The following is a 24,508-nucleotide window of genomic DNA, read 5'->3' on the forward strand; positions in this document are numbered from 1 at the left end:
GGCATCGGTACGAATGCCGCGCGCCGTCCTCGGTGACGCGGCGGCTGTCTGTGTGTCGAGGGGTGGCGCATGTCCAGGGAGCAACGCGGGCCGAACGAGAAGCTCGGCACGGTTCTCGCCCTCGCGGGAATCAGTAACGCCGGGCTCGCCCGGCGGGTCAACGACCTCGGAGCACAGCGCGGTCTGACACTTCGCTACGACAAGACCTCGGTGGCCCGGTGGGTCGCCAAGGGGATGGTGCCGCAGGGTGCGGCGCCTCATCTGATCGCGGCGGCGATCGGGGCCAAGCTCGGCCGGCCGGTCCCGCTGCACGAGATCGGTCTCGCCGACGCGGACCCCGCGCCGGAGGTCGGCCTCGCCTTCCCACGGGACGTGGGCGAGGCGGTCAGGTCGGCGACCGAGCTGTACCGGCTGGATCTGGCCGGGCGCAGGGGCGGCGGCGGGATCTGGCAGTCGCTGGCCGGTTCGTTCGCGGTGAGCGCCTATGCGACCCCCGCGTCCCGCTGGCTGATAACCCCCGCCGATCCGTCGGTCGCCCGCGACCCGACGGCGGCACAGGCGGCGATCCTCGGCGCCCGGAGCGGCGGCCAGGACTCTCCAGGCGCGCCCGGTCCACGCGGACCGCAGAGCGCGGCGGACGGCCGCGGCGCACACAACCCGCACACATCCCCGGGCGCGCCGGGCGGCTTCGGCGCAGGCCCGGGCTCCGGTTCCGGTTCCGTGCCCGTGCAGCCCGGTCCGGAGTCCGTCGCGGACGCCTCGCCGCTGCGCGTGGGCCACAGCGACGTCATGAAGCTGCGCGAGGCGGCTCAGGACGCCCGCCGCTGGGACTCCAAGTACGGTGGCGGCGACTGGCGTTCCTCCATGGTCCCGGAGTGCTTACGCGTCGACGCGGCGCCTCTGCTCCTCGGCTCGTACACCGACGAGGTGGGCCGCGCGCTGTTCGGCGCCTCGGCCGAGCTGACCCGGCTGGCGGGCTGGATGGCGTTCGACACCGGCCAGCAGGAGGCCGCCCAGCGCTACTACATCCAGGCCCTGCGCCTGGCCCGCGCCGCCGCCGACGTCCCGCTCGGCGGCTATGTCCTCGCCTCCATGTCCCTCCAGGCGACCTACCGCGGCTTCGCCGACGAAGGCGTCGACCTCGCGCAGGCCGCCGTGGAGCGCAACCGGGGCCTGGCGACCGCCCGCACCATGAGCTTCTTCCGGCTGGTGGAGGCCCGCGCCCATGCGAAGGCCGGCGACGCACCGGCCGCGGGGGCCGCGCTCAAGGGCGCCGAGAGCTGGCTGGAGCGGTCCCGGTCGGGCGACGCCGACCCGCCCTGGCTCGGTTTCTACAGCTACGACCGGTTCGCCGCGGACGCCGCCGAGTGCTACCGCGACCTGAAGGCCCCGCGCCAGGTGCGGCGCTTCACCGAGCAGGCGCTCTCCCGGCCGACCGACGAGTTCGTCCGCAGCCACGGACTGCGGCTCGTCGTCTCCGCCGTCGCCGAGCTGGAGTCGGGCAACCTGGACGCGGCCTGCGCGGCGGGCACCCGGGCCGTCGAGGTGGCCGGCCGGATCTCCTCGGCACGCACCACCGAGTACGTACGCGACCTGCTGCACCGGCTCGAACCGTACGGGGACGAGCCGCGCGTCGCCGAGCTGCGGGAGCGGGCCCGCCCGCTGCTGGTGACCCAGGCCTGAGCCGGACGTCCGGAGCCGGGGCGTGCCCGATGTGCGCCACGCCCTGCCCGGATCGGGTTTGAGGCCGTTGTCAGTGGGTCAGTGCACTATCGGGGTGGGAGGTGGCGTGATGATGACGCACGCGGCGTACGACTGCGATGTGCTGGTGATCGGCGGCGGGATCGTCGGTCTGTCGACCGCGTACGCGCTCCAGCGGTCCGCGCCGGGCACCCGGGTCACGGTCCTGGAGAAGGAGCACGGCCCGGCCCGCCACCAGACCGGACGTAACAGCGGAGTGATCCACAGCGGGATCTACTACCGACCCGGTTCGCTCAAGGCTCGGTACGCGCTGCGCGGCTCCGCCGAGCTGGCCGACTTCTGCGCCGAGCACGGGATCGCCCACGCCACCACCGGCAAGCTGATCGTCGCCACCGACCGCTCCGAGCTGCCCCGACTGCACGGCCTGGTCCAGCGCGGCCGCGAACACGGACTGCCGGTGCGGGAGCTGGGCCCGGCGCAGATCGCGGAGTACGAGCCCGAGGTCCAGGGCCTCGCGGCGATCCGGGTCGGCACGACCGGCGTCTGCGACTTCACCGCCGTCGCCACCGGCTTCGCGGCCGAGGTCACGGCCGCCGGCGGCATCGTGCGGTACGGGGCGGAGGTCGTGGCGATAGACCGGCGCGCCTGGGGCGTGGCGGCGCGGACGGCGGACGGGCTGGTGGTCCGCGCCCGGACCCTGGTCAACTGCGCGGGACTGCAGTGCGACCGGGTGGCGCGGCTGGCGGGCGACGACCCGGAGGTGCGGATCGTGCCGTTCCGCGGCGAGTACTACGAGCTGGCCCGCCCGGAGCTGGTGCGCGGCCTGGTCTACCCGGTGCCGGACCCGGCCTTCCCGTTCCTCGGCGTCCACCTGACCCGGGGCTTCGACGGCACGGTCCACGTCGGCCCGAACGCGGTCCCCGCGCTGGCCCGCGAGGGATACGCCTGGCCGGTGGTGCGCCCTGCCGAACTGCTGTCCACGCTGAGCTGGCCGGGCACCTGGCGGATCGCCCGACGGCACTGGCGGTACGGCGCCGGCGAGGTGCACCGCTCGCTCTCGAAGTCAGCCTTCACGCAGGCCGTCCAACGGCTGCTGCCCGAGGTGCGGGAGGAGGACCTGCGCCCGTCGCCCGCCGGGGTCCGGGCCCAGGCGGTGCTGAAGGACGGCACGCTGGTCGACGACTTCCTGATCCGCGAGGCCCCGCACACCGTGCACGTGCTGAACGCACCGTCGCCCGCCGCGACCGCGTGCCTGCCGATCGGGCGCGAGGTGGCGCGGCGGGCGCTGCGCCAAGCACAGGAGACGGGGTGGAGGCCGCCCGCCGTAGAATCGGGTCATTGTGTCTGAGCAGCCTTTGAACCATGCCCCCGCCGCGGCTCCCGAGCCGGAGGCGGCGACCACCGTGACCGGTTCCGCGACCGGGTCCACCGCCGCCGACGCCACGGCCTCCGCCGGGTCGACGGCCTCCGACGTGTCAGCCGACGAGGCCGCCGCGCTACGGGCCGCCTCCTTCGAGCGGGCGCGCCGGCTGCGCCAGGAGCCGCGCTTCCCCGGCGGCCCCGCCGCCGACCCGGCCGGCTCGCACCACGAGCGCCGGATCCGCAGCTTCCAGCCGCGCCGCAGCCGGGTCACCACCGGCCAGCAGGAGGCCCTGGAGCGGCTGTGGCCGAAGTGGGGCCTGGACATCGACGGCAAACGCGTCCTGGATCTGGCCGAGCTGTTCGACGGGCTGCCCGTCGTCCTGGAGATCGGCTTCGGCATGGGCGAGGCCACCGCGCAGATGGCCGCCGAGGACCCGGGCACCGGCATCCTCGCCGTCGACGTCCACACCCCGGGCCAGGGCAACCTGCTGGGCCTCGCGGACAAAGCCGGCTCCACCAACGTCCGGGTGGCCAACGGCGACGCGGTGATCCTGCTCCGCGAGATGCTGGCTCCCGAGTCGCTGGACGGCCTGCGGGTCTACTTCCCGGACCCGTGGCCCAAGGCCCGCCACCACAAGCGGCGCCTGATCCAGCCGGAGTTCCTGGACCTGGTGGCCCCGGTGCTCAAGCCCGGCGCGATCGTGCACTGCGCCACCGACTGGGAGCCGTACGCGGAGCAGATGCTGGAGGTGCTGACCGCGCACCCCCGCTTCGAGAACACGGCGGCGGACGGCGGATACGCGCCGCGTCCGGCGTTCCGGCCGCTCACCCGGTTCGAGGGCCAGGGCCTGGACAAGGGCCACGTCGTGCACGACCTGCTGTTCGCCCGGATCTGAGCCGACGCCTCCCGTATCCGAAAAACACCTGACGCACCGCCTGACGCATCGCCCGGTCCGGCCACGTCCTGGCCGAACAGCGAACCCTCCTGGCCGGATGCACCGTCGCCGGGTGTCAGTGCTCCTCGTTAGGGTCAAGGGGTGTCCGACGGTTCCGTGCAGTACCAGCAGCGGCAGCCGGCGGTCCCGGTCCTCCACGAGCAGCGGTTCGAGGAGGTGTTGGGCGCCGTGCCGGAGCGCGGCCGGTGGCAGTACCGGCCGCGCCGCGTCTCCATGGTCTGGCGCAGCAAGGTGTTCCGCCTCGGGACCGTGATCGTGGTACTCGCGCTGTGCGGGCTCGTGATCCTCGCCCTCGTCCGCGAACAGACGGGCACGGAGGGCTTCCTCGTCGGCCTCGGCCTGGCGCTGCTGCCGGTGCCGCTCCTGATGGCCGCCTTCCGCTGGCTGGACCGGGTCGAGCCGGGCCCCTGGCGGAACCTGATCTTCTGCTTCGCCTGGGGCGCGTGCGCGGCCGCACTCGTCGCGATCATCGCCAACTCGTTCGCGATGCGGTGGATAGCCACCGCGACGGCGGACCCGGCGAGCGCCGACACGCTGGGCGCGACGGTGATCGCGCCGGTCGTGGAGGAGAGCGCCAAGGCCGTCTCCGTCCTGCTGATCTTCATCTTCCGGAGGCGGGAGTTCCGGGGCGTGGTGGAAGGCATCGTGGTCGCGGGCTTCACCGCGACCGGCTTCGCCTTCACCGAGAACATCCTCTACCTGGGCAACGCGTTCGACGAGGACCAGCAGCTCGGCAGCTCCGGGATCGCCTCGGTGACCGCCGGGACGTTCTTCGTACGGATCGTGATGTCGCCGTTCGCGCATCCGCTGTTCACGGTGCTCACCGGCCTCGGCTTCGGCTTCGCGGCCATCAGCGCCCGTCACCACCGGGTCCGCCGGATCGCGTTGCCGGTGCTCGGCCTGCTGTTCGCGATGGGCCTGCACGCCTTGTGGAACGGCTCGGCGGCCTTCGGCCCGTACGGCTTCTGGGCGGTGTACGGGATGGTGATGGTCCCGGTCTTCGCGCTGGTGACCTGGCTGGCGATCTGGTGGCGCCGGCGCGAGCTGCGGACGCTCGCCGCCGAACTGCCCGCGTACGCCACGGCCGGCTGGCTGACCCCGGCCGAGCCGCTGGCGCTCTCCTCGATGCGGACCCGGGGCGTGGCGCGCGATCTGGCCCGCCACTGGCACGGGAAGCAGGACCGGTCGCGGGGCCGGGCGGCGGCGCGCGCGGTGGCCGAGTACGAGTCGTTCGCGACGACCCTGGCCGGCCTGCGCCGCCGGGCCCGCCACGACGCGGCGGGCCCGGACTTCGCCGTCCGGGAGCGGGAGCTGCTGCACCACCTCTGGCAGCGCCGCGCCATCGCGGCCCCGGCCCTCACCCACGCGGCCCACATGACCGGCACCGGCCCGCGCCCGCACCCGTACCGACAGCCGATGCCGTACGGACAGGGCCAGGGTTACGGGTACGGGTACGGGCAGGCTTACGGGCACGGGCAGGGCTACGGATACGGGCAGGTTCACGGACACAGGCAGGGTTACGGAACCGCGTACGGCAGCCCGCCGCCGCAGCCGTATCCGTACGGACGGCACAGCCCGTACGGCCCCACCCCGCCTCCTCCGTAAGGCGGTTCAGGCGGGCCGGCTCAGGCCGACGCCTCCGTGAGGGCCGCCAGCTCCGCCTCCGTCAGCTCCAGGTCCGCGACGGCCAGCAGCGCGGGGAGCTGTTCGACCGTGCGGGCCGAGGCGATCGGAGCCACGACCGTCGGACGGGCGGCGAGCCAGGCGAGGGCCACCGTGGCGATCTCGGCGCCGCGTTCCGTGGCGACCTGGTCGAGAGCGGCGAGCACCTTGCGGCCGCGCTCCGACTCCAGGTGCTCGCCCGCCTTCGCGGAGCGGGCGCTCTCCACGGTGGCGCCGGGGCGGTACTTGCCGGTGAGGAAGCCCGAGGCCAGCGCGTAGTACGGGACGGCGGCGAGACCGGCGCGGGCGGCGGTCTCCTGGAGCGGGCCCTCGTAGGTGGCGCGGGAGACCAGGTTGTAGTGCGGCTGGAGTGCGACGTACCGGGCCAGGCCCTCGCGCTCGGAGAAGTCCAGCGACTCCTGGAGGCGCTCCGGGCTGATGTTGGAGGCGGCGATGTGGCGCACCTTGCCGTCCTTCACCAGCTGGTCGAGTGCGGTGATGATCTCCTCGACCGGGACGGTCTCGTCGTCGAAGTGCGTGTAGTAGAGGTCGATGTGGTCGGTGCCGAGGCGGCGCAGCGACTGCTCGGCCGCGCCCTTGATGGTGGCGGCGGAGAGCCCCTGGTAGTCGGGGTGGGCGCCGGCCTTGGTGGCCACGACGATGTCGGAGCGGTTGGCGCGAGAGGCGAGCCACTTGCCGATGACGGTCTCCGACTCGCCGCCCCGGTTGCCTTCGACCCAGGCGGAGTAGGCGTCGGCGGTGTCGACGAAGTTGCCGCCGGCCGCCACGTACGCGTCCAGGACGGCGAAGGACCGGTCCTCGTCCGCCGTCCAGCCGAAGACGTTGCCGCCGAGGGCGAGAGGGAAGACCTGGAGGTCGGAGCTGCCGAGAGTGCGCAGAGAAGTCATGTAGGGGTTCAACGGCGGCGGCGGAGCCACGTATTCCATGACGGAGCCGCCCATTCCGCGCCGGAGCCACGCATTCCGTCCCCTGCACTCCGCCGGACGGACCGGCAGCCCTGACGTCGGGGGGTGAGCGTCAGGGCTGCCGGGGTGTGCGAGGGACGACGACGAACGACGTACCGGGGTCTCAGACGGAGAGGCCCTTGCTGCTCAGCCAGGCCGCCGGGTCCATCGCCGAGCCGCCGGCGGTGCGGACCTCCAGGTGGAGGTGGACGCCGGTCACGTTGCCGGTGTCGCCCATGCGGCCGATGGTCTGGCCGGTGGTGACCTTCTGGCCGACCGAGACCTCGATCGACGACTGGTGGGCGTACCAGATCTCCGTGCCGTCCTCGAGCTGGAGCACCGTGCGGTAGCCGTACGCCTGGGCCCAGCCCGCCGACGTGATCGTGCCGCCGTGCACGGCCTTGATCGGCGTACCGGCCGACCCGGCGAAGTCCAGGCCGGTGTGCTGGCCCGAGGACCACAGGGCGCCTGACTGACCGTAGGTCGAGGTGATCGTGTACGAGGAGGTCGGCAGCGTGTAGCTGGCGCGGAGCTTGGCGAGGCGCTCCTCCTCGGCCTTCTTCGCCGCGGCCTCCTCGGCCGCCTTCTTCTCGGCGGCGGCCTTGGCCTTGACCTTCGCCTCGGCCTCGTCCTGCTGCTTCTTCGCCTCGGCGGCGGCCTTCTCGGCCGCGGCCTTCTCCTCGGCGGCCTTGGCCTCGGCGTCCGCGTTGGCCTGCTGCTGCTCGGCCTGCTGGAGGATCCGGGCGCGCAGGGCCTCGCCGGCGTCGGTGGTGCCCTGCTCGGCCTCGGCGGTCGTGATGCCCGCGGAGGTGAGCGGAGCGGCCGCGAGGACCGGGGCGGGCTCGGCCTCGTCGGACATGAACGCCCCGACGCCGGGAAGGGACTTGGCGTCGGGGAGGTTGTCCGCGATGGAATCGGGAAGAGAGATGGAGACCGGCGGCTTGCTCTGGGCGGTGGCCATGCCACCCGCACCGACGGCCGCTATGACGCCGACCCCGAGGACGGTGGAGCTACGGGCGAGACCTCGCTGCTTCGCCACGCGGTGCTTGCCGCGCACGGGACGGATGGACTCCGCGGTGGGGTTCCACTCCTCCCACGTCCGCTCCGGGCCGCCGAGGCCGTCGGTGGTGAAGGGTGACGGGGCCTCAGGGGCAGGGTTGTTGGACGCCACGTGGGCGCACTCCTTTCCTTCCTTCTCGCCTACCGGGTTAGCTGACGGGTTCGGAGCAGGAAGGTCTCCTACGGGCCCCTCCGCCTCTCACGAGACGCAGGCGTCCGATTCACCCCATGTAGGTGGTTCCCCGGTTCCCTTGCGGAATTCGGCGCTCGCGCACGGCGCCGTCTCTGACGACGGCTGGGACGACCGCGCTGCGTTATCGAACGTTAATAGACAGACGGGCCCGATTCCAAGCTGTTCCTGTTGATCATTAACGACTTCGACGGGGACTTACCACCCACAAGCGTCCCGAATCGGACGACTTGACGACCCCTCGTCCACACCTCTTTTTCTGATGGTGTGTCAACTGTTATGCGGAGCGGTGCTCTTCAATTACGCACCGTGTCATCGCCCCGGCCGACGATCTTCACCGTCGTCCGACGCGGCGGCTGGCCCTCCGCCGGCCGGCTGACCGCGAGCAGCGCCATGTCGTCCGTCGACTGCCCCCCGGTGTGCAGCCGTACGTCGTCGGTGAGCGCCGAGAGCAGCTCCTCGGGGCCGGGAAAGATACGGCCGCGCAGCCGGGCCGCCGGGTCGTAGAAGACACCGCTCGGGTCGCGCGCCTCGGAGAGGCCGTCCGTGAAGGCGAGCAGCGTCGAACCGGCGGGCAGCTCCCACTCGTCGGACCGGTCGGGCCACACGCCGAGGTCCATGCCGAGCGGCATGGCGGGCACGCTCGGCGCGAGGACCTCCAGCGCCCCGTCCGCGTGCAGCAGGATCGGCTCGGGATGGCCGCGGTTGACGAGGCGCAGCGAGGCGGAGCCGGGCGGGATCTCGGCCAGTACGGCGGTGATGAACCCCTCCATGGCGTCCAGCCCGTACCGCCGCGTCCCTTCCCGCGCCAGCGCCCGCTCCAGCCGCTGCGCCACGCCCTCCAGCGACCGCTCCTGCTCGGCGGCCTCCCGGAACGCGCCGATGATCACCGCCACCGCCTCCACGGCGTCCAGCCCCTTGCCGCGCACGTCACCGACGACCAGGCGTACGCCGTACGGAGTGTCCGCCACCGCGAACAGGTCGCCGCCGACGAACTCGTCCGCCTGCGCCGCCTCGTACCGCGCCGCCACCTGGAGCCCGCCGATCCGCTCCGCCGGCGTCGGCAGCACGGCCCGCATGGCGGTCTCCGCGATGACCCGCGCCGAGGCCAGCTGCTCGTTGCTGCGGCGCACGACCCCGTTGATGACGAGGGCCAGGGCCGCGGCGGTGAGGACCGTGATCATCTCGATGACCGGGACGACCTGGGTGGAGGTGCCGTCGGAGATCCGCATCGCGATGACGGAGAGGACCGAAGCCACTCCCGTACGGATCGTGCTGGCGAGCGAGAAGAACGGTGCGGCGATCAGCGGCGCGGCCACGAACAGAGGTACGGCGGTGAAATTGGCCGGTGCGAGCGTGTCGAAGAGGAGCCCGCCGCCGATCAGCAGCACCGGCAGCAGCCGCACGAACCGCCGGGTCCCGACGCTCCGCGCCACCACCGGCCTCCCGCGCCCCGTGGAGCCGGGCGCGGCACGCCCGGGGATCCCGAGGCTCGCCTTCACGAGCCCGCGCCCCTTCTCCGCCATCCCCACCACCTGTGCACTCCTGCTGCCCGGTCCGGCCACGGCTGCGGACGGTACCGCGCCCCGTCCAGGCTTCCCGGAGCCGCGCCGTGCGGCGACCCGTCATCGGCCGAATAGGGGGAAGCGGGCCTGGAGCGGAGGCCCTCCGTGCTCAGTCGGAGAGCCGGCGTTCGGCGTAGATCGTCAGTGCATCCCGTACGAAGGCGGCGGTGCCGTCCCCGTAGCGATCGTAGTTCTTTCCGAAGCGCGGATCGGCGACATACATCTCGCCGAGCCCGATGACGTACGAACGGCTGGGCTCCTTGGAGGCCGACAGCCACGCGCAGTGCCGCCGCGCGATCTCCTGAGCCTGCTCACCACCGGCATCGGCCCCGGCCTCCCGGGCGAGCCCCCAGTCCCGCGCGATGGCTTCATGCTCGCCGAGGAAGGCCTTCCTCCCCTCCTCCCCGAGCGAACGCCACCACCGGTCGCCCTCCTCGTACGCCGCGCGGCCCCAGCGCTCGGTCACCTCCCGCTCATGAGCGGTGTGGTCGAACCCGTCGAACACTTCCTCGGCCATGAGTTCCGTCCCCTCCTCCGTCTTGTGGAGAGTGGTCCGCACCGAGGCGATCTGCCGCCCGATGCGTGCCTGCTCCTGTTCGAGCAGCCGCAGATGCGCCCGCAACGCCACACCCGTGTCCCGCTGCCCTTCGAGCACGTCCTTGATCGCGGGCAACGACAGCCCGAGCTCCCGCAGCAGCAGGATGCGCTGCAGCCGGACGAGGGCGTCCTGGTCGTAGTAGCGGTAGCCGTTGCTCCCGAGCCGGCTCGGCGTCAGGAGACCGAGGTCCCCGTAGTGCCGGAGCGTGCGGCTGGTGGTGCCGGCCTTTCTGGCGATTTCCTGGATGGACCACTCCATGCCGAGAACGCTAGATCTTTACGTTGCGTCAAGGTCAAACCGGAATGGGTCGGGCTCCGGAAAGGACCGGGCCCCGGAAACGACTCAGGCCCGGTACGCGATCAGTGATCTGCGTACCGGGCCTGGATCTTCAGTAGCGGGGACAGGATTTGAACCTGCGACCTCTGGGTTATGAGCCCAGCGAGCTACCGAGCTGCTCCACCCCGCGTCGGTAGACACAACTCTACGCCATCGGAGCGGCCGCCCCGACCACACCGCTCGCGAGGACTGGCAAGCTACGGCAGGAGCATGCCGACGTGACAACGGTCCTGGGAACATCCGCTCGACGTCGCGGGACCGAGAGGGGGCACACGATGCCGTTGGAGTTCGGGCTGTGGCGGGTGGACGACGGCAAGCCGAAGCGGGTGGCGACCCGGCCGATGGCGCTGGAGTCACGCCTGGAGGACCTCATCGAGGCCGATCCGGAGATCCTGGGCAGACGCCTGCTGCTGATCGGCCGGCAAGTGCTCACCGACCACGGCAAGTTCGTCGATCTGCTGGCCATCGACGCCGACGGCGGCCTGCACGTGCTGGAGCTGAAGCGGGACCGCACACCGCGTGAAGTGGTCGCCCAGCTGCTCGACTACGGCTCCTGGGTCCAGGACCTCGGCAACGAGGACGTACGGGAGAAGTACGCCGCGTACGCCCGTGCGCGCGGTCTCGCGGAGGAGCTGGACGAGGCGTTCGCGCTGCGGTTCGGCGGCGGGCCGCCCGACGTCCTGAACAACGCGCACACGCTCACGGTCGTGGCGAGCGAGATCGACGCCGCGACCGAGCGGATCGTGACCTACCTCGCCTCGGGCTACCAGGTCCCTCTCAACGTGCTCTTCTTCCGCCACTTCGAGGAGGACGGGCGCTCCTACCTCGCCCGCACCTGGCTGATCGACGACGTCGAAGCGGCGGTGCCGGCAGGAACGCAAGGACGCGCGAAACGGGAACCGTGGAACGGCACCGACTGGTACGTGTCCTTCGGCGCCGAGCCGTCCAGCCGGAGCTGGGACGACGCCCGCCGCTACGGCTTCGTGTCAGCCGGTGGAGGCGACTGGTTCTCCCGGACGCTGCGCGCGCTCCCCGTCGGTGCGCGGGTGTTCACCCACATCCCCAGGACGGGCTACGTCGGCGTGGGCACGGTCTCCGGCGAGGCCCTGCCGTTCGAGGACGCCGACCTCGTCGTCGACGGCGAGAGCCGACGGATGACCGACCTGCCTCTTGAGGGGAACTACCGGCCCCACACCGGTACGGCGGCGGACGGCGAGGACCGCGAGGACCGCCGCGAGTGGGTCGTACCGGTCGACTGGGAAGCAGCGGTGCCGCGGACGAAGGCGCTGTGGCGGGCCGGCTTCTTCGCCAACCAGAACTCCGCGTGCAAGCTCCGCGCGCGCTTCACCATCGACGAGGTGTCCCGCCACTTCGGCGTCGACTGAGGGTGGACCGACGGGGCCTTGAGCGGCTGGTGTCGGCCCCGAACAGCAGGCAGGAAACGAGACCCCCCTCCGCGGAGTGGCGCCTCGGGAGATCTCGGTGGACCGGTTGATCGCATGGCAGGGCGTTCACGCCGGGCGTACCGTGAAAACCAGGGCGGGATACGGCATGTGAGGTTCTTGCGTGCACCGATCCGACTTGCCGGGAGGTCGCGGCATGGCACGGGGTATCCGCAACACCATGGGACTGGTTCTGGCCGTACTCGGTGCGGCCGCGGCGCTCTGGGCGCCCTTCCGCAACTGGTACGACGGGCGGCTCGGACATGACTTCCGGGTGTGGGAACTCTTCACCGGGGCCGGAGTGACGGACTCGGGCGCGGGCCTCTTCGCGTCCATGTTCCTCCCGCTCCTCGTCGGAGCGCTTCTCACCGTTCTCGGCGTCGCGTTGCGGTCACGGCTCCTTGTCCTGATCGCCGGGATCGTCACGCTCGGATTCGCCATTCTCTGGATGGTCCGGCAGGCGCAGGCTCAAGGCAGTCTGACGGTGACCGGCGACAGCGACGGGCTCGGCAGCGGTGTGGGGCTGGCTCTGCTCGGTGGTCTCCTCATGCTGATCGGCGCGGCCGTCATGAGCGGGCGCGAGCGCAGGGCGGTGCGCACTGCGCGACGTGAGCAGGAGGGGCGGGCACAGGACGCGCTGGACCGTGAGGACGCAGAGCGTCACCGCACCGGGGTCGAGGACTCCTACGGTACGGCCGCGCGGGACGCGGCAACGGGCAGCGAGGCCGACCGGCCCGGCGCGGCCGGGGCGCGACCCGACATGAGTGCCGGTCGCGGCCGGAGCGCACCGGTCCGGGACGATGCACCGCAGCGCGCCGTTCGCCCGTCCCGGGAACAGGCATCGTCGCCGCGCGGCCGGCCGGTACCGGCGAGGGACGCCGACGGCGCCGGGCCCGCGCGAGCGGAGGCGGACCGGACACAGTACGAGCAGAGCGACCGGTCCACGGGGTCCCACCGGTCCGAACCCGAACACGGCCGGTCGGGCAGGGCGCACCCGGGGCGCGAGGACCAGCGGTAAATCGCGCGAATAAGCCCGTTGCCCAGATCTGCGTACCCCGTCCGGACACGGGTAGGTGAACCCGTATGCCGCCGGGTCTCCGCGGCAGCTTCTGGGGCAGGGGAATCATCGCAATGCCGATATTCACGACAGCTCCGGCCTCGGCCACCGACACGCCCCTCACGGCGCTCCCGCAGATCCGAGACCCTCGCAAGGTGGCGCCGAAGGATGCTCGCGCTCTCAGCACCGTCTTCTTCGAACGACTGAGGGTGCTGGAAGAGGGCACGCACGAGTACCAGTACGCGCGGAACACCCTGATCGAGACGAACCTGTCACTGGTCCATTTCGCCGCGCGACGGTTCCGCAATCGCGGCAGCGGCGAGATGGAGGAGATCGTCCAGGTCGGAACGGTCGGTCTGATCAAGGCGATCGACAGGTTCGATCTCAGCCGGGAGGTGGAATTCACCTCCTTCGCGATCCCCTACATCGTCGGAGAGATCAAGCGGTTCTTCCGCGACTCCACCTGGGCGGTGCACGTACCGCGCCGCCTGCAGGAGCTGCGCGTCACCCTCGCCAAGACCAAGGAGGAACTCGCCGGACGGCTGGACCGGGATCCCACCGTCCCGGAACTCGCCCGCCACCTGCGGCTCGGCGAGGACAAGATCATCGACGGTCTCATCGCCTCGAACGGCTACACAGCAGGATCGCTGGACGTTCCCGTCGGAGGCGAACGGAACGGCGCGTCGGCCGTCACCTACGGCGACAGCGAAGGCGGTGTCGATCCCGCTCTCGAGAAGATCGAGAACCTCCAGGCGCTGGCGCCCCTCCTCGAGAACCTCACCGATCGCGACCGGGACATCGTGGCCATGCGCTTCGGCCAGGAGATGACCCAGTCCGAGATCGGCCGGGAGCTCGGCATCTCCCAGATGCACGTATCCCGGCTCCTGGCCCACCTCCTCGGCCGGCTCCGCACCGGCATGCTCGCGCAGAACTGAGCGGGATCGTGTAAACGGCCACGGTCATCGAGAGGTGATCACAGGATTAATCCTTGATCATTCTCATGCATTTTCGCAGCGGACGAACATCGAGTTGCGGACACCCGCCTTTCCGCCTCACGGAAAAACCTCTACGCCTCTTTCCCGTGATCAGTCCCGCACCGCGCCGGACACCCGGTCCGTGATGTGCAAGCGGGGTACGGAAATCCCGGGCGCCGCACTTTGCCGACCCCACCTCGATGACTGCCGCAGACAATTCGGGGTACTCCACTCCTCGCAGATGCCAGGCCGCGTTGGCCGAGACCCTTAATCCGGGGTCCATCACGGGAAGCGGAAAAGCCGCTCGCCGTGGACTCGCAGAGGGTTTGCTGCCGACGTCAGGGACCCCCCACGGGGCACCGCTTCGGAACGAGCGACCCGCGGAAGCGAAGCCGTGGAAAGCCGGCCGGCGGCTCGTACTCAACATCAACGCGGATGCCCAGGCCGAGCGCAGTGCGGCTGCTCGGCGGGCGACATGCCCCCACCACACGAAGGATCGTCATGACTGAACGCAACACATTCCTGCGCAGCGCACACGACCTCGGTCTGGCCGCCTGGTTCGGCGGTGCTCTGATGGGCGCGGTCGGCCTCAACGGCGCCGCCGAGGAGGAAGGCGTCACGGAGGTCGGCACGGCGCGCATCGCCTCGTCCGGCTGGGCCAAGTGGGCGCCCTTGGGCGCAGTCGCCGTCGGTGCCCACCTGATCGGCGGTACGGGCGTACTGGTGGCGAACCGTGACCGGGTCCGCGGCCAGAACGGCGTCACCGCCTCCACCGTCGCCAAGACCGCTCTCACCGGAGCGGCTCTCGCGGCGACCGCGTACACGCGGGTCCTGGGCAAGAAGGTCGATCTCGCCACCTCGCTGAAGGAGGAGGACCAGGAGGCGGCCGACCACGTGCCCGGCAGTGTCGAGCAGGCCCAGAAGCAGCTCACCCTGATGCAGTGGGTGGTGCCCGCGCTCACCGCCGGCCTGGTCGTGCTCAACGCCCTGCACGGTGAGCAGCAGCGGCCCTCCCAGCAGGTACGCGGAGCCGTGCGCAACGCTCTCGACGGTCTGAACCCGCAGAAGCGCTGAGGACAGGCCCGCCGCTCCGCGGAGGGTCAGCTCCGATCCGGAGGAGTGCGGCCGAGGCCGCGCTCCTCGATCCACCAGTCCAGCGACACGGTCACGTCCTCGACTGTCCGTCCCCACCACATCGCGGTGACCGCCCAGCGGCTGCCCGGTGTCGGCCAGAGAGGTTCGTACTCATGACCGCAGAAGTCTCCGTCCGCCCCGAGCGGACGACCGGCAGCGATTTCGCCCGGCTGTCCAAAAGAATCGTCGACCACGGTCTGATGGCCCGACGACCCCGCTACTACGCGATCCGTATCGTGGCCGTGAGCGCGCTGTACGTCGCCGGCTGGACCGCGTTCGTTCTCGTCGGCGCCTCCTGGTGGACCCTGGCCGTCGCCGCCTTCCTGGCCGCGGTCTTCGGCCAGGTGGCTCTGCTGGCCCATGACATCGCGCACCGCCAGGTCTTCCGGCTGCGCAAGGCCAGCGAGAGGTCGGGGCGCATCGCCGCGAACGTCGGCATCGGCATGGGTTACGGCTGGTGGCAGGAGAAGCACACCCGCCACCACGCCAACCCCAACCACGAGACGCTCGACCCCGACATCGAGCCCGATCTGCTGGTCTGGTCGCAGGACCAGGCCCGATCGGCCAAGGGCCTGCCCCGGCTGATCGGCCGCTCGCAGGCGTACCTGTTCTTCCCGCTCCTCACCCTCGAAGCCTTCAACCTGCACGTGTCGGGCCTGCGGGCGCTGGCCGACCGTTCGCTCAAGCACCGGCTGCTGGAGGGGTCGCTGCTCGTGGCGCACTGCGCGGTCTACCTGACCGCGCTCTTCCTGGTTCTGCCGCCCGGCATGGCGATCGCCTTCCTCGCCGTCCACCAGGGCCTCTTCGGCCTCTACCTCGGCTCCGTGTTCGCCCCCAACCACAAGGGCATGCCGATCCGGACGGGCGAGGACCGCCCGGACTTCCTGCGCCGACAGGTCCTCACCTCACGCAACGTACGCGGCAACTGGTTCACCGACATCGTCCTGGGCGGGCTGAACTACCAGATCGAGCACCACCTCTTCCCGAGCATGCCCAGCCCCAACCTGCGCAAGGCCCAGCTCGTCGTCCGGCGCTACTGCGAAGAGCTGGATGTGGCCTATCTGGAGACGAGCCTGATCGCCTCCTACCGGCAGGCACTCCGCAGCCTCCACGAGGCGGGCGCTCCGCTGCGCCGGACGGAGGCGAGCGCCACATGACCGGTGCCCGCCGCCCCTCCCCAGGCCGGACGCGCCGCAGCCGCGTGATACGTCCGGCAGCGCCCAGCGCCCCGGCAGGCGTGCGACTCCGGCGGCTCGTACCTCACACCCCCGATCGTTTCGCACCGGCGGACGGCTCCCCAGCGGCCCCGATGTCAGGAGGCGGACTCCATGAAGCGCACCACTGATCTGCTGGCCATCTATCTCAACGACCACCTGGCGGGATCGACCGGTGGGCTGGAACTCCTGCGGAGAGCCGCGCGCGCACATCCACCAGGGGCGGTCGCGCAGCAGCTCCGCGAACTCGTCGCCGAAGTCACCGAGGACCGGGACGAGCTGCTACAGATCATGCGCGAGCTGGGCATCGCTCCACGACGGAGCCGTGTCCTGCTCGGCCGGATCGGCGAGCTGACCGGCCGGCTGAAGACCAACGGCCGACTTCTGTCCCGCTCCCCACTGAGTGACGTCCTGGAACTGGAGGCCATGCGGCTGGGTGTGGAAGGCAAGGCGTGCTGCTGGCGAACGCTGCGTACGCTCGCGGAAGTGGAACAGCGTCTCGGTCCGCTCCGGCTGGAACGACTCCTGCATCGCGCCGATGAACAGGCCACCCTGCTGGAAACCCTCCGGATCTCCGCAGTCTCGGACACTTTCACGACCGGGGGCCGGACACCCCGGCCGGACGCACGGTAGCCATACGAGCCATCAGGGCATGGCCTGGGACCGCGCCCCCGCCCCCGGCCGTCACTGACCGTACGGCCCGGAAACAGGTGGACCTCATGAGGCGTCACAGTCCCGCCCAGGCTTGATCAATTGCCGCGCAGGCTGGGGATTGGCAGGTCGTGCGGCTGCTTCAGGACTCGCTCGACCATGCGGAGGGCCGGATCCTCAGGCCGGAGTCCGAAGAGAGGTACCGGCTCTTCCAGGACGGACAGCAGCGCAACGACATCCTTCGGGACTACATGTCCATGATCTTGTGGGCGGGAAGCCGGTTCGTGACCGGGAAGGCCAAGGAGTTCCTCTCGAAGGGCACCCCGGTTCCAGCGCTGGAGATCTGCTCGACAACATGTTGTCGCCGGGGCAGGACGCCCTGTTCCTGGAGGCACCGGCGGACCGCCCCGGACGCTACACAATTCCCCGAGGGCACGCCGAGACAGCCCTGTGGATCGGGAGAGTGATCCGGCGGGAGCGAGTCGATGTCGGGCGACGAGATCGACATCCCTCTCATCCGCGGCGACGGCAGCCTGCACATCATGGAGCTGAAGCGGGCCATGAGTCTGCGCAAACCACTCGTGAAGCAGCACCGCAGCGCCTGGGTGCCCACCGCGGACGTGCACGACGCCGTCGGCCTGGCGATCAACTGTCTCGTCGGCCTCGACGATAACCGCCAGAGGATCCAGCGGGAGCTGGGCATCGAGACCCGCCGTGCGAGTGCGGTCGTACTGATCGGCCATCCCGCAGTCCAGCCCGATGTCCCTGAGCAGGACATCAACGGAGCGCTGAGGATCCTCCTCATGAGGTTGGACCGCCGGGAGACTTGACGAGGAAGCGCCCCCACCCGCACCGGGTGGGGGCGCTTGCTCGTAGCGTCACAGGCGTACAGCTGGTCTTACGTCGGGTAGGCCGTGTGGGACTCGAACCCACAACCAACGGATTAAAAGTCCGCTGCTCTGACCAATTGAGCTAACGGCCCCTGCAACATCACCCCCGAGCATAGCCCGCCCGATCCCGGCAGCCGATCCGGTATCGGTCTTGGGCCCTGTCGCGCCCCCGCCCTGTCCGTTTCGCACCGGTTCACGCCCCCGGGAACAGCAACAGGGCCCGCACGTCACCGAGTCGGTTCGGTGGCGTACGGGCCCTGCCGGTCTGTCAGGCGGACCTGCCCGGCCGGAAGTCGGCCGGTGCGGGGTCAGCCGTTGCGCTTCCAGCGCGGCTTGTCGTCGCGGCGGCCGAAGGTGCCGGTGTTGGTGCCGGTGTTGGCGCCGCGGTGGTCGTCACGACGGCCGGTCGGACGGTCGCTGCCGCCCGAGCGGAAGCCGCCCGCGGGGCGGTCGTCGCGGCGGTCACGGTTGAACGGGCGGTCGCTGCCACCGGAGCGGAAGCCACCCGAGGGGCGCTCGTCGCGACGGTCGCGGTTGAACGACGGACGGTCGTTGTCACGACGCTCGAACGGACGGCCACCACGGTCGTCCCGACGGTCGCCACCACCGGAGCGGAAACCACCCGACGGACGGTCACTGCCGCCGGAGCGGAAGCCACCGGACGGGCGCTCGTCACGGCGGTCGCGGTTGAACGACGGACGGTCGTTGTCACGACGCTCGAACGGACGGCCACCACGATCATCGCGGCGGTCGCCACCACCGGAGCGGAAGCCACCGGAGGGGCGCTCGTCACGGCGGTCGCGGTTGAACGACGGACGGTCGTTGTCACGACGCTCGAACGGACGGCCACCACGGTCGTCCCGACGGTCGCCACCACCGGAGCGGAAACCACCCGACGGGCGGTCGTCACGGCGGTCGTTGCCGCCACGGTAGCCGCCACGGTCGCCACCGCGGTTGTCGCGGCGCTCGTAGTTGCCCCGCTCGTCGCGGCGCTGCTCGTCACGGGCGGCCGGCTGCTCCGGGACCGAGACGGCGGCCACCAGAGCGGCCTCCGCCTCGGCGGTGACCTCGGCCACCGCCGCCTCCGGGTCCTCGCCCCGCTCGCGCGCGGCACGGGCGACCAGGCGGTCGGCCTCCTCGCGGAGCTCGACGGCGCGGCGCTGGACGCGCTCCAGCTGCTTCGTCAGGTCGGCGGCCTCGCGCTCGGCCTGCTTGGCGGCGTTGTTCGCGGAGTCGGCCTGGACCTCGGTGAGCGAACGGGCGCCGGTGATCTCGGCGACCTCCGGCTCGAAGACGCCCGCGCCCTGCACGATGTGGCGCGAGGCGTCGACGCCCGCGTCCTCCATCAGCCGGAAGATCTGGCGGCGCTGGTGCGGGAGCGCCAGCGAGACGACGACACCGGACTTGCCGGCGCGGGCGGTACGGCCCGAGCGGTGCAGGTAGTCCTTGTGGTCGCCGGCCGGGTCCACGTTCAGGACCAGGTCGATGCCGTCCACGTGGATACCGCGCGCGGCCACGTCGGTCGCGACGAGCGCGTTGACGTAACCCTTCTTGAAGTCCTCCAGGACCCGCGTACGGGCGCCCTGGGTCATGCCGCCGTGCAGCGCGTCGGCCTTCACGCCGGACTCGATGAGCTGCTCGGCGATGCGGTCGGCGCCCAGCTGGGTGCGGACGAAGATGATCGTGCGGCCCTTGCGGGCGGCGATGGCGGCCGTGACCGGCGCCTTGTCCTTCGGCTTCACGACGAGGACGTGGTGCGACATGGTCGTGACGTTGCCCTGGGCGCTGTCGACCTCGTGCGTCACCGGGTTCGAGAGGTAGCGCTTGACCAGCGTGCCGATCTCGTTCTCCATGGTGGCGGAGAAGAGCATCCGCTGACCGCCACCGGGGATCTGGTCGAGCAGCTCGGTGACCTCGGGCAGGAAGCCCAGGTCGGACATCTGGTCGGCCTCGTCGAGGACGGCCACCTGGACGTTCTCCAGCGAGCAGGCGCCGCGGTTGATGATGTCGCGCAGACGGCCCGGCGTGGCGACGAGGACGTCGACGCCGCGCTCCAGCGCGTAGATCTGGTTGCCCATCGACGTACCGCCGCAGACGACCTTCATCTTGAGGCCGAGCACGTCGCCGTACGGCTGCAGCGCGTCCGCGACCTGCATCGCGAGCTCACGGGTCGGGGTCAGGATGACCGCGCGCGGCTTCTTCTTCTCGGTGTGACCGCCGGCCAGCGCGGCCAGGGTCGGCAGGCCGAAGGAGAGCGTCTTGCCGGAGCCCGTACGGCCACGGCCGAGGATGTCCTTGCCGGCCAGGGCGTCCGGGATGGTCGCGGCCTGGATCGGGAACGGGGTGGTGACGCCGTTCTGCGCGAGCTTGCGGACGATGCCGTCCGGCAGGCCCAGGGCGCCGAAGGTGATGGTCGGCTCGGCGTCGGCGGCCGGAGCGGAGTCGGAGACCTCGTCGGTCTCGACGGAGGCCTCAGGAGCCTCGGCGGCCGCGTCGGTCTCGACGGAGGCCTCAGGGGCCTCGGTGGCCGGCTCGTCCTCGGTGATGAAGTCGGCGACGGACTTCTCGGCCGCCTTCTCTGCCACCGGAGCCTGCTCGGCTGCGGCGGCGGCCGCACCCGCCGGGGCCTCGGTCACAGCGGATTCGACGAGCTCGGTGAGCTCGGCGTTGTCGATGTTCTCGGGCATGACGGTGCGGTCAGAACTGGAAATTGACATGCGAAATGCGAAACCTTCCGGAGTCTCGGCACGCGCCCATAACTCCGTGATTCGCAATTTCGACCGCCTCAATGCGGTCCAGCCACGGCAAGGGAGAGTACGCGCCACACGGCGCTCTTCTGTGTCGGCGCCGGGCAATGGGATCAAACGATCTACCACCATACGCACTCTCACCCAGTTTGCGCAACCCGGCCCCTCCGCCGCCTCCGCTACACCGGCCTCACCTGCGGTGATGCCTCCGGAGTCCGCAGCGGCCGGCTCTCCTCCGCGCCGCCCATCGACTGCGTCCGCAGCTGCGCGGCGGGCGACGCGGAAGGCGGCGGCTCGGCAGGTTCGGTGGGCTCCGGTTCGGGTGCCGGGTCCGGGTCGGGCGCGGGCGGCGGAGCGGGCGGCTCCGGGACGACCGGCGGCGGCTCTCCCGGACCCGGCGCGGAAGGCGTCGGGGCCGGCGGCCGGCCGGGGCGGGAGGGCTGCGGGACGCCGGGCTCGGGGCGCGGGGCGCCGCTCTTCGGTGTGGCCGACGGCACAGCGCCGGACGCCTTCGGGCTCGGCGTGCCCTTCGGGTTCTTCGGGTCGGCGTCGGCGGCCCCGGCGGTGTCGGAGTCGGAGTGGGTGTGGGCGTCACCGCCTCGGTGTCCGGCGCCGCCGGTGCCGGACACCGCTCCGCCGTCCGGCTCGACGACCCGGCCCTTCGAGTCGGTGGAGCCAGCGGGCCCCGGCTTGGCGCCGTCGTCGCCGACGCTCATACAGCCGGTGGACGCGGCGATCGTCAGCGCGGTGACGGCTGCCCAACGGGCAGGGACGGACAACTTGCGCACGGGTGGCACCTCCGGGGCGAGGGAGCGGGGACGGAGAAGAAGGCTGAGCGGGGTGAGCCGTACGGCACGTCGTACGGCTCATGAACGCCGTACGCGGTGGCGGTTGCCGTGCCCAACTCCCCGGACCCCGCCGGAGACACGCCCGAACGCCGACCACCCGGCCGGAGCCCGACGGCCGAACGCACCGGCCCGCCCCGAAGCGCCCGCGCAACCGGCCGCAGCGCCGGCCGAACCCAGCCCGACGCCCGCAGCACCAGCCGACCCCAGTCCGCGCGCCCGACCCGCAGCCCTCACGGCCCGGCGCCCACTACCCCGCCCGGCCCCCCACCAGCTCAGCCCCCAGAAACACCGCTCCCAGCCCCACCGACAACGACGCCACCACATTCGCCGCGGCCAGAAGGCCCCGGCCCGTCTCGGCCAGGCGCAAGGTCTCGTACGAGAACGTCGAGTACGTCGTCAGCGCCCCGCACAACCCCGTGGCCAGCAGCGCGTGCACCGGCGAGGAGACCGCGGCGCCGGTCAGGATCCCGAGCAGCAGGCTGCCCGCCGCGTTGGCCGTGAACGTGCCCCACGGGAAGACGTACGCGACACCGCGGCCCTGGTGCGCCTGGACCGCCCGGTCCGTCAGATAGCGCAGCGGCGCGCCGACCGCGCCGCCGACCACCACCAGCAGCCAGTTCACGCGACCGGACCTCCGTCCCGTACGCCACGGTCCAGCAGCCGCCTCGTCGCCACCGCTCCGGCCCACACCGCCGCCAGCGCCGCCACCACCGTCCCGGCCATGTACGCCACCGCCGCCACCAGCTCCTGACGGACCAGCAGGCCCGAGACATCGGCCGCGTACGTCGAGAAGGTCGTGAACCCTCCGAGCACGCCGACCCCGAGGAACGGCCGGACCAGCGGATGCGTCACCCGGCCCCGCTCGACGGTCAGCACCATCAGGACGCCGATCAGAGCGCAGCCGCTCACGTTGACGACGAACACCGTCCACGGGAAGCGGCCCTCGGCGGCCGGCCGGAGCACCAGCGCCCCGTACCGCGCGAGCGCGCCGAGCGCGCCGCCCGCCGCGACCGCGCCGAGCACCCGGGCCTGCGGAGCGGCCGGCGGTCCGGGCGGCGGGAGAGCCGGTGCCTGCTCGCTCACCCGTAACCCAGTGCGTGCAGCCGCTCGTCGTCGATGCCGAAGTGGTGGGCGATCTCGTGGACCACGGTGATCTCGGTCTCGGCCACGACGTCCTCGTGGGACTCGCACATGCGCAGGGTCGGGCCGCGGTAGATGGTGATCCGGTCCGGCAGCACCCCGGCGTACCACTCGCCGCGGTCGGTGAGCGGTGTGCCCTCGTAGAGCCCGAGCAGGTCCGGGTCGCCGGGCTCCGGCTCGTCCTCGACGAAGACCGCCACGTTGTCCATCAGCCGCATCAGCTCCGGCGGAATCCGGTCAAGTGCCTGGCTCACCAGCTCTTCGAACTGCTCCCGCGTCATCTCCAGCACATCGCCATTGTCACGTACCGGGGCCCGCTGCGGGCAGGTGGCGGCGCTCCGCAGCCGGCGCTCCGCATGGCCGGGCCCTGACCGGGGCATACGCGCCCAATGGTCCGCGCCCCGTTCCGTGCCGCAGTCGACCGCGTCCGGCACCTCCTCAGCCCGTCCACCCGCCCGAAGCCCACGTCACGCAAGCCCGCCACCAGCGACCTGACGGAATCCGGCCACTCCAAGCCGTACGTACGCGCCCTCTCCCTGCTCGCCGTCGTCGTACTCGGCGCGTGGCTCGGGCTGCTCGCCGTCGGCTCCATCCGTATGCCGGTCGGCCCCATGGACACCAACATGACCCTGCGGCCGTCCCTCACCGGCGGCAGCAAGATCAACGTGTCGCCGCTCGGCGCGCTGGAGCTGGACTCGCACATCGCGCCGCTCCGCCTCGACGTGGACGTGGACCGCCTCGACCCGGTGCGCTCGCAGGCCCTGGTGGACCAGCCGGAACGGTTCTCCGGCCTTCAGGACGAGGTCACTCGCGATGTCGCCGCCGGCACCCGCGAGCTGGCCGTACGTTCCTGTGTCGCCGTGATCTCCGGCGCGACCGCGCTCGGCCTGGTCGTCTACCGCCGCCCGCGCCGCGCGCTGGCCGCCGGCGGGCTCGCGCTCACGCTGCTGGCCGCGTCGGGCGTCAGCGCGTACGCCACCTGGAACCCGAAGTCCGTCCTGGAGCCCAAGTTCTCCGGCCTGCTCTCCAGCGCCCCGTCCCTCGTCGGCGACGCGCGCTCGATCGTCACCGAGTTCGACATCTACCAGCAGGAGCTGGCCCGCCTGGTCACCAACGTCACCCGGCTGTACGACGCCACCTCCACGCTCCCCGTCTACCAGCCGGACCCCGGCACCATCCGCGCCCTGCACGTCTCCGACATCCACCTGAACCCGGCGGCCTGGCACATCATCGCCTCGCTCGTGAAGCAGTACGAGATCGATGTGATCATCGACTCCGGCGGCACCATGGACCACGGCTCGGCGGCCGAGAACGGCTTCCTGGACCCGATCCGCGACCTCGGCGCGCCGTACGTCTGGGTGCGCGGCAACCACGACTCCAAGGTCACGCAGGCGTACCTGGAGAAGTTCCGGAACGTACGCGTCCTCGACGACGGCCGGGCCGTGAACGTGGCCGGACTCCGCATCGCCGGCACCGGCGACGCCTCCTTCACGCCGGACCGCACCAAGCCGGTCGGCGGCAAGGCCGCCGCCGAGCTGGAAGGCGCGCGCCTGGCGACCTCGCTCCGCGACCAGGAGCAGGCCGGCACGCCGGTCGACATCGCCGTCGCCCACGACCCGGCCACCGCCCGCCAGACCGACGGCACCGTCCCGCTGGTCCTCGCGGGCCACCTCCACAACCGGATCAACAAGCAGCTGAAGGGCGGCACGCGGCTCAAGGTCGAGGGCTCCACGGGCGGCGGCGGGCTGCGCGCGGTGCAGAACGACAAGCCCGAGAAGGTACGTGCCTCGGTGCTCTACCTGGACCGCGAGACCCGCAGTCTCCAGGCCTGGGACGAGATCACGCTCGGCGGTCTCGGACTGACGACGGCCGAGGTCAGCCGCCATCTCCCGGAGGAGAACCTGAAGAAGGACACCCCCGCCGACCCCTCCCCCACGCCCTCTCCGACCGGCTCTCCCGGGCGGCCGACGCCCTCGCCGTAAACCGTTTTGGCGATAGCTCCACCCATCCCATATGC

General features: G+C 71.5%; 21 protein-coding genes, 2 tRNA genes and 1 riboswitch. Of the genes, 12 read left to right on the plus strand and 11 right to left on the minus strand.

Features of this window, described 5'->3' with window-relative positions:
* The first annotated feature begins 69 nt into the window (after positions 1 to 69).
* From ABZ267_RS30690 to ABZ267_RS30705, 4 genes are all read left to right on the plus strand, one after another.
* Positions 70 to 1,683: a sporulation protein gene (locus tag ABZ267_RS30690; RefSeq protein ID WP_356753712.1), complete on the plus strand. Its 1,614-nt coding sequence runs from the start codon at positions 70 to 72 to the stop codon at positions 1,681 to 1,683.
* Between the two features lie 109 nt (positions 1,684 to 1,792).
* A complete protein-coding gene (lhgO, locus tag ABZ267_RS30695) occupies positions 1,793 to 3,049 on the plus strand; it encodes an L-2-hydroxyglutarate oxidase (RefSeq protein ID WP_356753714.1) in 1,257 nt (418 codons plus the stop codon).
* Positions 3,042 to 3,959 (plus strand): tRNA (guanosine(46)-N7)-methyltransferase TrmB, encoded by a 918-nt coding sequence (gene trmB / locus ABZ267_RS30700; protein WP_356753716.1) that lies wholly within the window; start codon positions 3,042 to 3,044, stop codon positions 3,957 to 3,959. Before lhgO ends, trmB begins: the two co-directional genes overlap by 8 nt.
* Positions 3,960 to 4,100: 141 nt before the next feature.
* Positions 4,101 to 5,624, plus strand: a complete 1,524-nt coding sequence (locus ABZ267_RS30705) for a PrsW family intramembrane metalloprotease (RefSeq protein ID WP_356753718.1) — start codon at positions 4,101 to 4,103, stop codon at positions 5,622 to 5,624.
* Between the two features lie 20 nt (positions 5,625 to 5,644).
* Here ABZ267_RS30705 and ABZ267_RS30710 read toward each other — a convergent pair whose 3' ends face one another.
* From ABZ267_RS30710 to ABZ267_RS30730, 5 genes are all read right to left on the minus strand, one after another.
* On the minus strand, positions 5,645 to 6,589 hold the full coding sequence (locus ABZ267_RS30710; RefSeq protein ID WP_356753720.1) for an aldo/keto reductase: 945 nt from the start codon (positions 6,587 to 6,589) through the stop codon (positions 5,645 to 5,647).
* Positions 6,590 to 6,770: 181 nt separating this feature from the next.
* Positions 6,771 to 7,817: a M23 family metallopeptidase gene (locus ABZ267_RS30715; RefSeq protein WP_356753722.1), complete on the minus strand. Its 1,047-nt coding sequence runs from the start codon at positions 7,815 to 7,817 to the stop codon at positions 6,771 to 6,773.
* A gap of 11 nt (positions 7,818 to 7,828) precedes the next feature.
* Positions 7,829 to 7,981: riboswitch (cyclic di-AMP (ydaO/yuaA leader) on the minus strand.
* Positions 7,982 to 8,191: 210 nt separating this feature from the next.
* Positions 8,192 to 9,421 carry a PP2C family protein-serine/threonine phosphatase gene (locus tag ABZ267_RS30720; RefSeq protein WP_356753724.1) on the minus strand — a complete coding sequence of 410 codons (1,230 nt, stop codon included), beginning with the start codon at positions 9,419 to 9,421 and terminating at the stop codon, positions 8,192 to 8,194.
* A gap of 148 nt (positions 9,422 to 9,569) precedes the next feature.
* The gene (locus ABZ267_RS30725) at positions 9,570 to 10,316 is read right to left on the minus strand and encodes a MerR family transcriptional regulator (RefSeq protein ID WP_356753726.1); all 747 of its coding nucleotides are present in this window, start codon (positions 10,314 to 10,316) and stop codon (positions 9,570 to 9,572) included.
* Positions 10,317 to 10,450: 134 nt separating this feature from the next.
* A tRNA-Met gene (locus ABZ267_RS30730) sits at positions 10,451 to 10,524 on the minus strand.
* 145 nt (positions 10,525 to 10,669) lie between these two features.
* On the opposite strand from ABZ267_RS30730, the gene ABZ267_RS30735 reads away from it, so the two are divergent.
* From ABZ267_RS30735 to ABZ267_RS30765, 7 genes are all read left to right on the plus strand, one after another.
* The gene (locus tag ABZ267_RS30735) at positions 10,670 to 11,779 is read left to right on the plus strand and encodes an endonuclease NucS domain-containing protein (protein ID WP_356753728.1); all 1,110 of its coding nucleotides are present in this window, start codon (positions 10,670 to 10,672) and stop codon (positions 11,777 to 11,779) included.
* Positions 11,780 to 11,993: 214 nt separating this feature from the next.
* Complete coding sequence (locus ABZ267_RS30740; protein ID WP_356753730.1) at positions 11,994 to 12,854, plus strand: hypothetical protein; 861 nt, start codon at positions 11,994 to 11,996, stop codon at positions 12,852 to 12,854.
* 113 nt (positions 12,855 to 12,967) lie between these two features.
* Positions 12,968 to 13,828: a SigB/SigF/SigG family RNA polymerase sigma factor gene (locus ABZ267_RS30745; protein WP_356753731.1), complete on the plus strand. Its 861-nt coding sequence runs from the start codon at positions 12,968 to 12,970 to the stop codon at positions 13,826 to 13,828.
* Positions 13,829 to 14,368: 540 nt separating this feature from the next.
* Positions 14,369 to 14,941 carry a hypothetical protein gene (locus ABZ267_RS30750; RefSeq protein WP_356753733.1) on the plus strand — a complete coding sequence of 191 codons (573 nt, stop codon included), beginning with the start codon at positions 14,369 to 14,371 and terminating at the stop codon, positions 14,939 to 14,941.
* Positions 14,942 to 15,114: 173 nt separating this feature from the next.
* Complete coding sequence (locus tag ABZ267_RS30755; RefSeq protein ID WP_356753735.1) at positions 15,115 to 16,158, plus strand: acyl-CoA desaturase; 1,044 nt, start codon at positions 15,115 to 15,117, stop codon at positions 16,156 to 16,158.
* 171 nt (positions 16,159 to 16,329) lie between these two features.
* Positions 16,330 to 16,848 carry a hypothetical protein gene (locus ABZ267_RS30760; RefSeq protein ID WP_356753737.1) on the plus strand — a complete coding sequence of 173 codons (519 nt, stop codon included), beginning with the start codon at positions 16,330 to 16,332 and terminating at the stop codon, positions 16,846 to 16,848.
* A 503-nt stretch (positions 16,849 to 17,351) separates the two neighbouring features.
* Entirely contained in the window at positions 17,352 to 17,696 is a 345-nt protein-coding gene (locus ABZ267_RS30765; RefSeq protein WP_356753739.1) for a hypothetical protein, read from the plus strand.
* 78 nt (positions 17,697 to 17,774) lie between these two features.
* Here the strand turns inward: ABZ267_RS30765 and ABZ267_RS30770 are convergent.
* The 6 genes from ABZ267_RS30770 to ABZ267_RS30795 all read right to left on the minus strand — a co-directional run bounded on the left by ABZ267_RS30770 (position 17,775) and on the right by ABZ267_RS30795 (position 22,781).
* Positions 17,775 to 17,848, minus strand: a tRNA-Lys gene (locus ABZ267_RS30770).
* A gap of 216 nt (positions 17,849 to 18,064) precedes the next feature.
* Positions 18,065 to 20,443 (minus strand): DEAD/DEAH box helicase, encoded by a 2,379-nt coding sequence (locus ABZ267_RS30775; RefSeq protein WP_356753741.1) that lies wholly within the window; start codon positions 20,441 to 20,443, stop codon positions 18,065 to 18,067.
* 239 nt (positions 20,444 to 20,682) lie between these two features.
* The gene (locus ABZ267_RS30780) at positions 20,683 to 21,291 is read right to left on the minus strand and encodes a hypothetical protein (RefSeq protein WP_356753742.1); all 609 of its coding nucleotides are present in this window, start codon (positions 21,289 to 21,291) and stop codon (positions 20,683 to 20,685) included.
* A gap of 307 nt (positions 21,292 to 21,598) precedes the next feature.
* Positions 21,599 to 21,973, minus strand: a complete 375-nt coding sequence (locus tag ABZ267_RS30785) for a CrcB family protein (RefSeq protein ID WP_356753744.1) — start codon at positions 21,971 to 21,973, stop codon at positions 21,599 to 21,601.
* On the minus strand, positions 21,970 to 22,434 hold the full coding sequence (locus tag ABZ267_RS30790; RefSeq protein ID WP_356753746.1) for a CrcB family protein: 465 nt from the start codon (positions 22,432 to 22,434) through the stop codon (positions 21,970 to 21,972). The genes ABZ267_RS30785 and ABZ267_RS30790 overlap by 4 nt, the downstream gene beginning before the upstream one ends.
* The gene (locus ABZ267_RS30795) at positions 22,431 to 22,781 is read right to left on the minus strand and encodes a metallopeptidase family protein (RefSeq protein WP_199863126.1); all 351 of its coding nucleotides are present in this window, start codon (positions 22,779 to 22,781) and stop codon (positions 22,431 to 22,433) included. Before ABZ267_RS30795 ends, ABZ267_RS30790 begins: the two co-directional genes overlap by 4 nt.
* 99 nt (positions 22,782 to 22,880) lie before the next feature.
* Here ABZ267_RS30795 and ABZ267_RS30800 point away from each other — a divergent pair, with 99 nt between their 5' ends.
* The gene (locus ABZ267_RS30800) at positions 22,881 to 24,473 is read left to right on the plus strand and encodes a metallophosphoesterase (RefSeq protein WP_356753748.1); all 1,593 of its coding nucleotides are present in this window, start codon (positions 22,881 to 22,883) and stop codon (positions 24,471 to 24,473) included.
* Positions 24,474 to 24,508 lie beyond the last annotated feature (35 nt).

The sequence above is a fragment of the Streptomyces sp. NPDC006174 genome (genome assembly GCF_040614075.1).
Taxonomy (GTDB): domain Bacteria; phylum Actinomycetota; class Actinomycetes; order Streptomycetales; family Streptomycetaceae; genus Streptomyces.